The following is a 13331-nucleotide window of genomic DNA, read 5'->3' as shown; positions in this document are numbered from 1 at the left end:
CACCGAGTGCTTCTCGGAGTACTCGCTCATGTCGATGCGGATCATCGCCCGCTCGTCGTCGAACAGGAACGCCGCCAGCGCCTTGGCCAGCTCCGTCTTGCCGACGCCGGTGGGGCCGAGGAACAGGAACGAGCCCGTCGGGCGGTCCGGGTCGGCGACACCGGCGCGCGTCCTGCGCACCGCGTCCGACACGACGCGCACCGCCTCGGCCTGGCCGACCACCCGGCGGGTGAGCTCGTCCTCCATCCGCAGGAGCTTGGCGGTCTCGCCCTCCAGCAGACGTCCTGCCGGGATGCCGGTCCACGCCGACACCACGTCCGCAACGTCGTCGGGGCCGACCTCCTCCTTCAGCATCGCGGCGTCCTGGGTGGACTCGGCGGCGACGGAGAGCTCCTTCTCCAGCGCGGGGATCCGGCCGTAGCGCAGCTCGGCGGCACGACCGAGGTCGCCGTCGCGCTCAGCCCGTTCGGACTCGCCGCGCAACGACTCCAGCTGCTCCTTCAGACCCCGCACGCGGTCGATGGAGCCCTTCTCGTTCTGCCAGCGGGCGGTCAGCCCCGCCAGCTCCTCGCGCTTCTCGGCCAGCTCGGCGCGCAGGGCGCGCAGCCGTTCCACCGACGCCGGGTCGGACTCCTTGGCCAGCGCCATCTCCTCGATCTCGAGACGGCGGACGGCGCGTTCGACGGTGTCGATCTCGACGGGCCGGGAGTCGATCTCCATGCGCAGCCGGGACGCGGCCTCGTCGACGAGGTCGATCGCCTTGTCCGGCAGGAAGCGCGCGGTGATGTAGCGGTCGGACAGGGTCGAGGCGGCGACGAGGGCGGCGTCGGTGATGCGCACGCCGTGGTGCACCTCGTAGCGCTCCTTGAGCCCGCGCAGGATGCCGACGGTGTCCTCCACCGACGGCTCGCCGACCAGCACCTGCTGGAAGCGGCGCTCCAGGGCGGCGTCCTTCTCGATGTGCTCGCGGTACTCGTCCAGGGTCGTGGCGCCGACCATGCGCAGCTCACCGCGGGCGAGCATCGGCTTGATCATGTTGCCGGCGTCCATGGCCGACTCACCGGTCGCGCCGGCGCCGACGATCGTGTGCAGCTCGTCGATGAACGTGATGACCTGGCCGGCCGAGTCGGTGATCTCCTTCAGGACGGCCTTGAGCCGCTCCTCGAACTCACCGCGGTACTTGGCGCCCGCGACCATCGAGCCGAGGTCCAGCGCGACGACCTTCTTGCCGCGCAGCGACTCCGGCACGTCACCGGCCACGACGCGCTGCGCCAGGCCCTCGACGATCGCCGTCTTGCCGACACCGGGCTCGCCGATCAGCACGGGGTTGTTCTTGGTGCGGCGCGACAGCACCTGCACGACCCGGCGGATCTCGGCGTCACGGCCGATCACCGGGTCGAGCTCGCCCTTGCGCGCGCGCTCGGTCAGGTCGACGCCGTACTTCTCCAGCGCCTTGTAGGTGCCCTCGGGGTCCGGGGACGTCACACGAGCCGATCCACGAACACGGCCGAAGGCCTCCTTCAGTGCGTCAGGCGTCGCACCGTGCCGCCGCAGCAGGTCGGCCACCTGGCCGCCGTGCTGCGCCAGACCGACGAGCAGGTGCTCGGTGGACACGTACTCGTCGCCCATCTCGGTGGCGAGCTCCTGCGCCTTGCCGAGCACCCGAGCGGCGTCGCGCGAGAGCTGCGGCGCGGAGACCGTGGTGCCGGAGGCGCTGGGCAACGACCGGGAGAGCAGCTCCAGCTCCTTGCGCACGAGCGTCGGGTCGGCGCCCACCGCCTCGAGCAACGGCGAGGTCAACCCGTCCGTCTGCGCCAGCAGTGCACTGAGCAGGTGCACGGACCCCACGTCCGGGTTCCCGTTGATCGTCGCGGCCTGGACCGCGGCGGAAACCGCCTGCTGCGTCTTCGTCGTCGGGTTGAAAGCGTCCATTCCTCCACCTCGTGGTCAGCCTCCAGCATGGACCATCATCCCGTACAACGGCAGAAAAGTTGAGCCTGTTCCGCTCAACTACGAGAACGTGACGGACGTCCCGAAAACCGCACGTCGGCCGAGACGGGTTGGGCGAAGATCAGCCCATGACGTCCATCATCCACAACATCACCGTCGACGCGCGCGACTCCTACGAGATCGCCACGTGGTGGAGCAAGGTCCTCGGCCACCCGCTGCACCCCGACGACAACCCCGGCGACCCCGAGTGCCTGATCGAGCTGCCGAACGGCATCCGCTACCTGTTCATCACCGTGCCGGAGGACAAGGACAAGGAGCTGAAGAACCGCCTGCACCTCGACCTGCAGCCGTCGGACGGCACCCGTGACGAGGAGGTCGAACGCCTCCTCGCCATCGGCGCGACGGTCTTCGACGATCAGCGCAGGGCGGACGGCACCGGCTGGGTCACGATGCGCGACCCCGAGGGCAACGAGTTCTGCGTGGAACGCAGCGCAGCCGAACGCGCCGCGACCTCCTGACCACCGTCACTCGAAAGCACCAACCGCTTGTCCACAGCGGGAGCCGGGTTGTCCACAATCCGCTGGTCAGTATCCACAGGTGAATCAGGTTCAGTGGCGACCGTCTGTGCACCAGAACCCGTTGGGGTGACGTCCACGAAGTCCCGCAGCGGCTGCTCCTTGATCAGCAGCACGGCGATCACCGTGAACACCGCGAGCCCGGCGGCGATCAGGAACAACTGCCCCATCGCATCGCCGTAGGAGTCCCGCACGACGGGGGAGAGGGAACCGCGGTCGAGCGTCGTGGTGCTCACGTGGGCGGCCAGCACGGCCCCGAGCACCGAGACGCCGGCCGTCCCGCCCAGCGACCGCAGGAACGTGGCGGTGGAACTGGCGGCGCCGAGATCGGCCATCCCCACGCCGTTCTGCACGGCCAGCACGAGGTTCTGCATGGTCAGCCCCACCCCGACACCGACCAGCGCCAGGTAGGCCCCCATCAGCACCAGATTGGTGGCGTGGTCGATCGTCCCGAGCAACGCGAGCCCCGCGACCAGCGAGAACGAGCCCCAGACCAGGTAGCTCTTCCACTTGCCGCTCTTGGCGATCAACTGCCCGCTGACCGTCGACGAGATGCTGAGCCCGAGCACCAGCGGCACCGTCAGCAACCCGGCCTTGGTGGGCGAGAACCCCCGCGCGATCTGGAAGTACTGCCCCATGAACACCGAGGCCCCGAACATCGCGGTCCCCACCGCGACACCCCCGAGCATCGCCAGCACCACGGTCCGGTTCTTGAACAGGTGCAGCGGGATGACCGGCGCGGAAGCCCGCCGCTCAACGAAGTAGGCACCCCCGATCGCGAGCAACGCCCCACCCGCGAACAAGGCGCTCTCCCCGGAGAACCAGGCGAAGTCCTTGCCGGCGAACGACACCCACATCAACACGAGGCTGACGCCGCCGGTGATCAACGTGGCACCGAGGTAGTCGATCTTCACGTGCTGCTTCGCAGTCGGCAGGTGCAGCGTCTTGTGCAACACGGCCAGCGCGACCAACGCCAACGGCACGCAGACGAAGAAGCACCACCGCCACCCTGGCCAGTCGACGAGGAACCCACCGACCAACGGCCCACCCACGGTGCCGGCAGAGATGACCATGCCGGTGTACCCGCTGTACCGCCCACGCTCACGAGGACTCAACAGCGCCCCGACCACGACCTGGCCGAGCGCCTGAACGCCACCCATACCGAGCCCCTGGACGACCCGGAACCCGATCAACTGCTCCATGTTCTGACTCAACCCGGCCAGAACCGAGCCGATCACGAACAAGACGATCGCGACCTGCAACAACATCTTCTTGTCGAACAGGTCCGCGAGCTTGCCCCACACCGGAGTGCTGGCGGTGGAGGCCAGCAACATCGCGGTGATGACCCACGTGTACTGGGCCTGCGTGCCCTTGAGCTCGGCCAGGATCGTCGGGAGAGCGTTCGAGACGATGGTGGAACTGAGGATCGCGACGAGCAACGCCACCCAGATGCCGGACAGCGCTTCGAGGATCTCCCGATGCGACGAGGGCCGGTTCAAGCACGCCTCCAGTAATTAGTTGATGTCATACAACTATATCTGGAGATAGTTAGCTAGGCCAACTAAATCGGTGACTGTCACGTCACACCGCGAACAGGGTCGCCCGGCAGCCTCAAGCCCCGCTAACGCAGGACCCAAGGCCCCCGGAATCACCCCACGTCAGCCGAGGCGGCCTTGTCCGCCTTCACCCCGAAGAAGTCCCCGCCCTTCCGCTTCACGTCATCAGTCCCCCAATGCCGGATCCGCTCCACGGGAACCATCCGCGGGATGTGCTTCCGGCAGTGGACGTAGGCCTCCTCGACAGTCACCACCACCCACTGCTCGATCCGGCGATCCTCCCCGGCGAGCTCGGCGAACTCCTCCAGCGGAGCGACCCGGGCCCGCCCGTTCACGTGCAGCCCGATCAGGTCATCGGCGAAGTCCACCATCAACATCCCGATGTGCGGGTTCTCCATGATGTTCCCGAGGGAAGCCATCACCCCGTTCCCCCGGTACTCGGGGTAGACGACGGTCCGGGAGTCGAGAACGCGCAGGAAGCCGGCCGAGCCGCAACGCAGTGACGAGTCGCAAGCGCCGTCCGCGTCCGAGGTGGAGATGAACGCCATCTCCATCCGCCCGACGAACTCGGCCATCGCCGGGTTGAGGTGGTCGAGGACCTGGTCCGAGTAGAAGCGCCTGGCGCGATCGGACGTCTCCAGGGCACATTGGAGGAAGTGCTCCCCGCGCGAACCGGGGAGCTCGACACGGTCGGGTGAGGTGGTTTCAGTCAACTCAGGCAGGGACACGCGGCCCACCCAAGCACGCAAGCGCGCAACCCGGTACAGACGGATCCTCATAATCACACTGTTGCGGTAACAACTAGTTGCGTAGAGTAATCGCACATCGCTCGAAGGTGGCATCAAGGAGTCAAAGGGCTAGAACAGGGGTTACTGTCCACCCTGTCGGGGGAAGGATGCTTGACGAGGACGACGGCGCCTTGCTGACGGCAACGCCTTGCTGACGCCAATGAGAACGTGGAGACTGCGCGCGGACCATGACTGCGAACGCTGTGCTGAGCCCCATCCCTACCCCGCCACACCGAGAACCTCCACCTGGCGTCACCGCGATGGTGCGGATGATCCGGGAGAGCTTCGCGGTGGTGGAGCCGCATTCCGAAGAAGTGGCGAAGTTCTTCTACGGGATGCTCTTCTCGCTCTCGCCCGCCACACGCGAGATGTTCCCCGCGAACATGGAGGTGCAACGCAGCCGACTGCTGCGCGCCCTCGTGCACGTGGTGCAGATGGTCGACCGCCCGGACGACCTCATCCCGTTCCTCCGCCAGCTGGGCCGTGACCACCGCAAGTTCGGTGTCATCAACGTCCACTACGAGGCGGTCGGGACCGCACTGCTGTCCGCGGTGAAGAAGTTCGCCGGGACAGCATGGACGCCCAAGGTCGAGATGGCGTGGGCCGAGGCCTACACCCTCATGGCCAGGGCCATGCAGGAGGCCGCCGACGCCGACAACGGGCCCGCCTACTGGCACGCGACGGTGCTGGAGCACCAGCGCGTCTCGTGGGACTTGGCCGTCGTGCGCCTGCAGCCGGACCACCCGGTCAACTACAAGGCCGGTCAGTACGTCAGCGTGGAGACGCCGCAGCGCAAGCGCCTGTGGCGGTACTACTCGCCGGCGAACGCCCCGCGCCAGGACGGCGTCATCGAGTTCCACATCCGGTCCGTCGACGGCGGCTGGGTGTCCCGCTCGGTGGTCGGCCACACGCAGGCCGGCGACACCTGGCGCATCGGCCCGCCGATGGGCCGCCTCACGGTCGACCGCACGTCCGGGTCGGACGTCCTGATGGTCGCCGGCGGCACGGGCGTGGCGCCGATGCACGCGATCATCGACGAGATGTCGCAGTGGGGCGACAACCCCCGCGTGCACCTCTTCTACGGTGGCCGCACCCGCGAGGACCTCTACGACCTCGACAACCTGCAGCGCATCGCGACCACGAACCCGTGGCTCACGGTCGTGCCGGTGCTCGAGTCGGATCCCGGGGTCCGCGGCGTCGAGCAGGGCAGCCTGGCCGACGTCGTCACGCGGTACGGCGCGTGGGAGGACCGCGACGTCCTGGTCTGCGGCAGCCCCGCCATGATCAGGTCGACGGTGTCCCGCATGCTGGTCGCCGGAACCCCGCTCGACCGGATCAAGTACGACCCGTTCACGCTGGACTAAGCTCGGCACGTCCGCGACTGGCGTGCCGAGGGTGGAAGTGACCACCGGGAAGCGACTGCCGTGCGCACCGAACGCCTGGGTGCCCGGCGTGGAGTCGCGCTGTGCTCGCTGAAACCGATCCCGCCGTGTTCGCCCTGATCAACGCGGAAGCCGACCGCCAGGCGCGCAAGCTGCGCATGATCGCGTCCGAGAACGACGTGTCACGGGCCGTGCTCGAGGCGACGGGTTCCGTGCTGACCAACAAGTACTCCGAGGGCTACCCCGGAAAGCGGTACTACGAGGGTCAGCAGATCATCGACCAGGTCGAGCAGCTCGCCATCGACCGGGCGAAGTCGCTGTTCGGCGTGGAGCACGCCAACGTGCAGCCGCTGTCCGGCGCGCCGGCGAACCTCGCCGTGTACCTGGCGTTCCTGTCGCCCGGCGACACCGTGATGGGCATGTCGCTGCCGATGGGCGGCCACCTCACCCACGGCTGGAGCGTCTCGGCGACCGGCAAGTGGTTCCGCGCGGTGCAGTACGAGGTCCGCAAGGACACCGGCGTCGTCGACATGGACGAGGTCAGGGCGCTGGCGCTCGCCGAGCGGCCGAAGGTGGTCTTCTGCGGCGGCACGGCGATCCCGCGCACCATCGACTTCCCGGCGTTCGCGGAGATCGCGAACGAGATCGGCGCGGTCCTGGTCGCCGACATCGCGCACATCGCGGGACTGGTCGCGGGCGGCGCGCACCCGTCGCCGGTCGGGCACGCGCCGGTGATCACCACGACCACGCACAAGACGTTGCGCGGCCCGCGCGGCGCCATGATCCTGTGCGACGCCGAGCACGCGAAGGCGATCGACCGCGCCGTGTTCCCCGGCCTGCAGGGCGGCCCGCACGACCACACGACCGCCGCGATCGCCGTGGCACTGCACGAGGCCTCGCAGCCGGAGTTCCGCGAGTACGCGCACACGGTCGTGAAGAACGCACGGACGTTGGCCGAGGCGCTGCTGGAGCGCGGCTTCGACCTGGTGTCCGGCGGCACGGACAACCACCTGGTCCTGATCGACCTGACGTCGAAGCTGATCGGCGGCAAGCCGGCAGCCAGGGCACTCGACCGCGCGGGCATCGAGCTGAACTACAACGCGGTCCCGTTCGACACCCGCAAGCCGTTCGACCCGTCCGGTATCCGCCTCGGCACCGCGGGCGTCACCACCCGAGGCCTGGAGCCCGAGCAGATGCCGCTGATCGCGGACTGGATCGACCGCGCGATCGCCGCCCACGACGACGACCAGGCACTCGACCGCATCGCGGCCGAGGTCGAGGAGCTACTCGCCGCCCTCTAGCACGGCAGTCGTCGCGGCACGAACCTCGGCGAACGTCCGGCGGGCGACTTCAGCGAAGTCCCCGCCGGTCTCCAGCCAGCGGTCGTAGCCGCGCCAGAACGCCAGCAACCCGAGCTCAGCGGCCACGCCGGCCTCCAACTCGGGCACGCCGCGCTGCCTCAACGAGTCCGCCATCGTGGCGGCGAACCCGACCATCTTCAACGCCTCCCGCTCGCGCAGCTCGACGTTGCCGGCGATCACCTCTCGCCGCCGCGGCCCGTGCGCCCGCCGCTCTTCGGTAAGCCCGGCCGACACGGCGACGAGCGCCGCCTCGACCGCTTCGACGGCCCCCGCCGACTCGGGCGCACCGGCGATCCCGGCCTTGAGCATCTCGGCGAGCACCTCCTGACCGCCGAACAGCACCTCGCGCTTGTCCCGGAAATGCCGGAAGAACGTGCTCTTGGTGAGCCCGGCGCGTTCGGCGATCTGCGCGACGGCGGTGTTCTCGTACCCCTGCTCGCTGAACAGGTCGAGCGCGGCGAGCACCAACCGCTCCCGTGCGTCCGGCTCCCATCGACCCATGCCGCCCATCCTAAGTGATGCGACTTGGTCTCATCACTCTGCTACGGTTGATGAGACCAAGTCCCATCACTTGAGGAGTGTCATGAAGGTCTTCGTCACGGGTGCCAGCGGCCACGTCGGTTCGGCGCTGGTCCCGGAACTGCTGAGGGCGGGCCACCAGGTCGTGGGCCTCGCCCGTTCCGAGGCGTCCGCCGCCAGGATCGAGGCGCAGGGAGCCGTCGCCCAGCTGGGCGACCTCGACGACCTCGACGGGTTGCGCAAGGGCGCGGCCGAGTCGGACGCGGTGATCCACCTGGCGTTCAAGCACGACGAGATGTACGCGGGCGACTACCAGGGCGCCGCCGACGCCGACCTCGCGGTCGTCCAGGCGTTCCTCGACGAGCTGTCCGGCACCGGCAAGGCCCTGATCGGCACCAGTGGCACGCTGTCCTACTCCGGCCTGGGCCACACGGCCACCGAAGACGAACGCGTCCCGAGCGAAAGCCCCCGAGGCGCCGCCCGCAACGCGATCATCGACGCGACGGACGTCCGCGGCTCGGTGGTCGTCCTCCCGCCCACCGTCCACAGCGCCCTGGACACGGCGGGCTTCATCCCGATCCTGGTCAGGACCGCCAGGGCAACCGGCGTGTCCTGCTACCCCGGCGACGGCAAGAACCGCTGGTCAGCAGGCCACACCCTGGACGCGGCAAGGCTGTACAGGCTGGCAGTGGAAAAGGCCCCCACCGGCGCGATCCTGCACGCCGTGGCGGAGGAGGCCGTGACCATGAGGGAGATCGCCGAGGTGATCGGCAGGAAGCTGAACGTGCCGGTGGAGAGCATCCCGGCGGAACGGGCGCAGGACCACTTCGGCCCGCTGGCGTTCATGGTGGGACGAGACGCACCGACGTCGAGCACGAAGACCCGCGAACTGCTGGGCTGGGAACCGAAGGAACCCGGCCTCCTGGAGGACCTGGAGACCGGGTTCTACTTCGAGCAGCGCTGAGCTACTTGCGCGGTTTGGGTTTCCACACGACGAGCGCGGTCTCCTGCCGGATCGGGACGAGGTCCCGCCGGTAGGAGGCGTGCACGGCGGCGGCAGCGCCCTCAGCCGCTGCCATCGCCTGCGCCAGTTCCTGGTTCAGCTCGGTGACCCGCGCGCGCAGGGCGTCGACCTGGTTCTCCAGGTCGATGATCCGCTTGATCCCGGCGAGGTTCACCCCTTCGTCCTGGGACAACCGCTGCACCTCGCGCAGCAGCTCGATGTCGCGCATCGAGTACCGCCGCCCACCACCGGAAGTACGACCGGGCGAGACCAGCCCCATCCGGTCGTACGACCGCAAGGTCTGCGCGTGGAGCCCCGAGAGCTGGGCAGCCACGGAGATCACGAAGAACGGCGTGTCCTCATCGGTCCCGGGAGGGAACGGAAAACCCACCGGACTCACCGCCCTTCAAGCAGCGCGTTCAGGTCACCGCGCGGATCGTGATCGACAGTCACCGCGGCGTACTCCTCGAGGGCCTCGCGGGCCTCGGACGAGAGGGCGTTCGGCACCGCGACCTCCAGGGTGATCAGGAGATCGCCCGAAGTGCCGTCGCGCTTCGTGATCCCCTTGCCCCGTGCCCGCATGACCCGTCCAGAGGACGTGCCGGCGGGCACCTTCAAAGTCACCTTGCCGTCCAGGGTCGGCACGGTCAACGTCGTGCCCAGAGCGAGCTCCGAGAACGTCATCGGCACCTTCAGCGTCAGGTCGTTGCCCTGACGGCCGAACAGGCTGTGCGGGTTGACGTGCACGCGCACGAACAGGTCGCCGCTCGGGCCGCCGTTGCGACCCGGTTCGCCCTGTCCCGCGAGGCGGATCCGCTGGCCGTCGGCGACGCCCGACGGGATCCTCACGGTCAACGTGCGGGTGCGGGTGCTCACGCCGTCGCCGCCGCACTCGGGGCACGGGTCGTCGATGATCCGCCCGGTGCCGCGGCAGTCGCGGCACGGCTCGCTGAACGCGAACGCGCCCTGCGAGCGGGTGACCAGGCCGGAGCCCGAACACGTCGCGCAGGTGTGCGGCGTGGTGCCCGGCTTGGCGCCGGAGCCGCCGCACGTCGTGCAGGCCGCGGGGGACGACAGGCGCAGCGGCACCGTCGCACCCTTCACGGCCTCGGTGAAGTCGATGCGGACGTCGGTCTCGACGTCCTCACCACGACGCGGACGCGTGGGCGAACCGGCCGCCCCGCCGCCACGCCGGTTGAACAGGCCGCCGAGCAGGTCGCCCAGGCCGCCGCCACCGGTGCCCTGCGCGGCACGGCCGAACAGGTCGTTGACGTCGAAGCCGCCGGAGCCGAAGCCGCCGGAGCCCGGGAAGCCACCGCCGCCCGCGAACAGGCGGCGGGCCTCGTCGTACTGCTTGCGCTTGGCCGGGTCCGACAGCACGCCGTAGGCCTCGGAGACCGCCTTGAAGCGGGCCTCGGCCTTGGCGTCGCCGGGGTTCGCGTCGGGGTGCAGCTCGCGGGCGAGCTTGCGGTACGACTTCTTGATCTCGTCGGCCGACGCCTCGGAGGAGACGCCCAGCTCACGGTAGAAGTCCTTCTCGATCCAGTCCCTGGCACTCACCGAACGTCTCCTCCTCCCTAGTTCTCTTCAGTCGGCGCGGCACTGGGTGCCGGCTCGTGGTCCGTCACCGCGACGAGCGCGGGGCGGACGAGCTTGTCGCCGAAGGTGTAGCCGCGGCGCAGGACGGCGGTGACCGTCGGTCCGTCGACGTCCGGGGACGTGCTGTGCTGCACGGCCTCGTGCACCGACGGGTCGAACGCCTCGCCCTCGTGCGCGAACGGCTCCAGGCCGGTCTTCGCCAGCGTGGACACGAGCTTGTCCGCCACGGCCTTGAACGCGCCGGTCAGGTCGCCGTGCGCGGCGGCCCGCTCGACGTCGTCCAGCACCGAGAGCAGCTCGGAGGCCACGGACGCCTTCGCGTTGTTGATCACCGCTTCGCGGTCGCGTTCCACCCGCTTGCGGTAGTTCGCGTACTCGGCGGTGAGCCGCTGCAGGTCGGCGGTGCGTTCGTCGAGCTGGGTCTTCAGCTCGGCGGCCACCTCGTCGACGACCTCGGCGACCACGGGCTCTTCGGAAACCGGAGCGGCGCCTTCCTCGTCGGCGGCGTGGGCCGGCGGCCGGACCTCCCCCATCTCGGGGTCGATCCGGCGCCGGTCGTCCACGACGACCTGAGGCTGCTCCTCGTCAGGGGCGGCATGCCTCGGTTCGGTCACTTCTTCTCGTCCTCGTCCACGATCTCGGCGTCGACGACGTCGTCCTGGCCGGCCTTGGCACCCGCGCCGGCGGCACCCGGAGCGTCCGCACCGGGGGCCTCGGCACCGGCGGCACCCGGCGCGTTGGCGTAGATCGCCTGGCCGATGGCCTGGGACTCGGTCGCGAGCTTCTCGACGGCCGTCTTGATGGCGTTGATGTCGGTGCCCTTGAGGGCCTCGGTCGCCTCCGCGATGGCGGCGTTGACCTTCTCCTTGACCTCGGCCGGGAGCTTGTCGTCGTTCTCCTTGACGACCTTCTCCGTCTGGTAGACCAGCGTCTCGGCCTGGTTGCGGACCTCGGCCTCCTCGCGGCGGCGCTTGTCCTCCTCCGCGTGGGCCTCGGCGTCCTTGACCATGCGGTCGATGTCGTCCTTCGGCAGCGCGGAGCCACCGGTGATCGTCATCGACTGCTCCTTGCCGGTGCCCAGGTCCTTCGCCGACACGTGGACGATGCCGTTCGCGTCGATGTCGAAGGTGACCTCGATCTGCGGCACGCCACGCGGGGCGGGCGGCAGGCCGGTCAGCTCGAACATGCCGAGCTTCTTGTTGTGCGCCGCGATCTCGCGCTCGCCCTGGAAGACCTGGATCTGCACGGACGGCTGGTTGTCGTCCGCGGTCGTGAAGGTCTCGGACCGCTTGGTCGGGATCGTGGTGTTGCGCTCGATCAGCTTGGTCATGATGCCGCCCTTGGTCTCGATGCCGAGGGACAGCGGGGTGACGTCGAGCAGCAGAACGTCCTTGACCTCGCCCTTGAGGACACCGGCCTGCAGGGCGGCGCCGACGGCGACGACCTCGTCCGGGTTCACGCCCTTGTTGGGCTCGCGGCCGCCGGTCAGCTCCTTGACGAGCTCCGCGACGGCGGGCATGCGGGTCGAGCCACCGACGAGCACGACGTGGTCGATGTCGCCGACGGAGATGTTGGCGTCCTTGATCACGTTGTTGAACGGCGCGCGGGTGCGCTCGAGCAGGTCGTTCGTGATCCGCTGGAACTCGGCGCGCGACAGCGTCTCGTCGAGGAACAGCGGGTTCTTGTCCGAGTCGACCGTGATGTACGGCAGGTTGATCGAGGCGTTGCTGGAGCTCGACAGCTCGATCTTGGCCTTCTCGGCGGCCTCGCGGATCCGCTGCAGGGCCATCTTGTCCTTGGTCAGGTCGATGCCGTTGGCCTGCTTGAACCGGTCGACCAGCCAGTTGACGATGCGCTGGTCCCAGTCGTCGCCACCGAGGTGGTTGTCACCGGAGGTCGCGCGGACCTCGACCACGCCGTCGCCGAGCTCGAGCAGCGAGACGTCGAACGTGCCGCCACCGAGGTCGAAGACCAGGATGGTCTGCTCCTTCTCGCCCTTGTCGAGGCCGTACGCCAGAGCGGCGGAGGTCGGCTCGTTGACGATGCGGAGCACGTTGAGGCCCGCGATCTGGCCGGCCTCCTTGGTGGCCTGGCGCTGCGCGTCCTCGAAGTAGGCCGGGACGGTGATGACGGCGTCGGTGATCTCCTCACCCAGGTACGCCTCGGCGTCGCGCTTGAGCTTCATCAGCACGCGCGCGCTGATCTCCTGCGAGGTGTACTGCTTGCCGTCGATCTCGTCGGTCTTCCAGTTGGTGCCGACGTGGCGCTTGACCGAACGGATGGTGCGATCGACGTTGGTGACGGCCTGGTTCTTCGCGGGCTGACCCACGAGGACCTCGCCGTTCTTGGCGAACGCGACGATGGACGGGGTCGTCCTCGAGCCCTCCGAGTTGGCGATGACCGTCGGCTCACCGCCCTCGAGAACGGCGACGACCGAGTTGGTCGTCCCCAAGTCGATGCCGACTGCACGCGCCATTGGAGTTCCTCCCGCTAGTACTTGTTGAGCGTTGCTGGCTCAAGTTTGCCACCTGCTCAACCTTGAGCCTATCCGACTCAAGCTTTCTGACTGTCCTAACGGCCGGGAAAGTCTGCTTGTTC

Annotated in this window: 12 protein-coding genes and 1 riboswitch; of the genes, 4 read left to right on the top strand and 8 right to left on the bottom strand. The window is 68.8% G+C overall.

Annotated features, from left to right (window positions below; all coding sequences use genetic code 11):
• The coding region (locus tag VM306_RS18170; protein ID WP_325516349.1) for an ATP-dependent Clp protease ATP-binding subunit at positions 1 to 1932 on the bottom strand (1932 nt) is incomplete at its 3' end.
• A 146-nt stretch (positions 1933 to 2078) separates the two neighbouring features.
• Here VM306_RS18170 and VM306_RS18165 point away from each other — a divergent pair.
• A complete protein-coding gene (locus VM306_RS18165) occupies positions 2079 to 2468 on the top strand; it encodes a VOC family protein (protein ID WP_325516346.1) in 390 nt (129 codons plus the stop codon).
• On the opposite strand, the gene VM306_RS18160 is transcribed toward VM306_RS18165, so the two are convergent.
• Together VM306_RS18160 and VM306_RS18155 are read right to left on the bottom strand one after the other, a co-directional pair.
• The gene (locus VM306_RS18160) at positions 2366 to 4024 is read right to left on the bottom strand and encodes an MDR family MFS transporter (RefSeq protein ID WP_325516342.1); all 1659 of its coding nucleotides are present in this window, start codon (positions 4022 to 4024) and stop codon (positions 2366 to 2368) included. The genes VM306_RS18165 and VM306_RS18160 overlap by 103 nt on opposite strands.
• Positions 4025 to 4173: 149 nt before the next feature.
• Positions 4174 to 4794: a pyridoxamine 5'-phosphate oxidase family protein gene (locus VM306_RS18155; RefSeq protein ID WP_325516340.1), complete on the bottom strand. Its 621-nt coding sequence runs from the start codon at positions 4792 to 4794 to the stop codon at positions 4174 to 4176.
• Positions 4795 to 5129: 335 nt separating this feature from the next.
• On the opposite strand from VM306_RS18155, the gene VM306_RS18150 reads away from it, so the two are divergent.
• Together VM306_RS18150 and glyA are read left to right on the top strand one after the other, a co-directional pair.
• The gene (locus tag VM306_RS18150; RefSeq protein ID WP_325516338.1) at positions 5130 to 6233 is read left to right on the top strand and encodes an FAD-binding oxidoreductase; all 1104 of its coding nucleotides are present in this window, start codon (positions 5130 to 5132) and stop codon (positions 6231 to 6233) included.
• Between the two features lie 3 nt (positions 6234 to 6236).
• Positions 6237 to 6321: riboswitch (ZMP/ZTP riboswitch) on the top strand.
• 13 nt (positions 6322 to 6334) lie between these two features.
• On the top strand, positions 6335 to 7552 hold the full coding sequence (gene glyA / locus VM306_RS18145; RefSeq protein ID WP_325516336.1) for a serine hydroxymethyltransferase: 1218 nt from the start codon (positions 6335 to 6337) through the stop codon (positions 7550 to 7552).
• On the opposite strand, the gene VM306_RS18140 is transcribed toward glyA, so the two are convergent.
• Positions 7535 to 8113: a helix-turn-helix domain-containing protein gene (locus tag VM306_RS18140; RefSeq protein WP_325516334.1), complete on the bottom strand. Its 579-nt coding sequence runs from the start codon at positions 8111 to 8113 to the stop codon at positions 7535 to 7537. The two genes, glyA and VM306_RS18140, sit on opposite strands and share 18 nt — an antisense overlap.
• 82 nt (positions 8114 to 8195) lie before the next feature.
• Here VM306_RS18140 and VM306_RS18135 point away from each other — a divergent pair, with 82 nt between their 5' ends.
• Entirely contained in the window at positions 8196 to 9095 is a 900-nt protein-coding gene (locus VM306_RS18135) for an SDR family oxidoreductase (RefSeq protein WP_325516331.1), read from the top strand.
• Position 9096: 1 nt separating this feature from the next.
• Here the strand turns inward: VM306_RS18135 and VM306_RS18130 are convergent, their stop codons facing one another.
• From VM306_RS18130 to dnaK, 4 genes are read right to left on the bottom strand one after another with little or no spacing between them, the layout of a single operon-like run.
• Positions 9097 to 9525, bottom strand: a complete 429-nt coding sequence (locus VM306_RS18130; protein ID WP_325516329.1) for a heat shock protein transcriptional repressor HspR — start codon at positions 9523 to 9525, stop codon at positions 9097 to 9099.
• Between the two features lie 5 nt (positions 9526 to 9530).
• Complete coding sequence (gene dnaJ, locus VM306_RS18125) at positions 9531 to 10694, bottom strand: molecular chaperone DnaJ (RefSeq protein ID WP_325516327.1); 1164 nt, start codon at positions 10692 to 10694, stop codon at positions 9531 to 9533.
• Between the two features lie 17 nt (positions 10695 to 10711).
• Complete coding sequence (gene grpE, locus VM306_RS18120; RefSeq protein ID WP_325516323.1) at positions 10712 to 11347, bottom strand: nucleotide exchange factor GrpE; 636 nt, start codon at positions 11345 to 11347, stop codon at positions 10712 to 10714.
• On the bottom strand, positions 11344 to 13209 hold the full coding sequence (gene dnaK / locus VM306_RS18115) for a molecular chaperone DnaK (RefSeq protein ID WP_325516320.1): 1866 nt from the start codon (positions 13207 to 13209) through the stop codon (positions 11344 to 11346). The genes grpE and dnaK overlap by 4 nt, the downstream gene beginning before the upstream one ends.
• Between the last annotated feature and the right edge of the window lie 122 nt (positions 13210 to 13331).

The sequence above is a fragment of the Lentzea sp. genome, from assembly GCF_035525475.1.
Classification (GTDB): Bacteria; Actinomycetota; Actinomycetes; order Mycobacteriales; family Pseudonocardiaceae; genus Lentzea.
Note: the sequence above shows the minus strand (reverse complement) of the source record. Positions and strands in the feature narration are given on the sequence as shown.

Excerpts from the sequence above, each read along its gene's own strand:
- VM306_RS18165 (WP_325516346.1), top strand. The coding sequence starts at position 2,079 with ATGACGTCCATCATCCACAACATCACCGTCGACGCGCGCGACTCCTAC.
- VM306_RS18150 (WP_325516338.1), top strand. The coding sequence starts at position 5,130 with ATGGTGCGGATGATCCGGGAGAGCTTCGCGGTGGTGGAGCCGCATTCC.
- VM306_RS18140 (WP_325516334.1), bottom strand. The coding sequence starts at position 8,113 with ATGGGTCGATGGGAGCCGGACGCACGGGAGCGGTTGGTGCTCGCCGCG.
- VM306_RS18135 (WP_325516331.1), top strand. The coding sequence starts at position 8,196 with ATGAAGGTCTTCGTCACGGGTGCCAGCGGCCACGTCGGTTCGGCGCTG.
- dnaK (WP_325516320.1), bottom strand. The coding sequence starts at position 13,209 with ATGGCGCGTGCAGTCGGCATCGACTTGGGGACGACCAACTCGGTCGTC.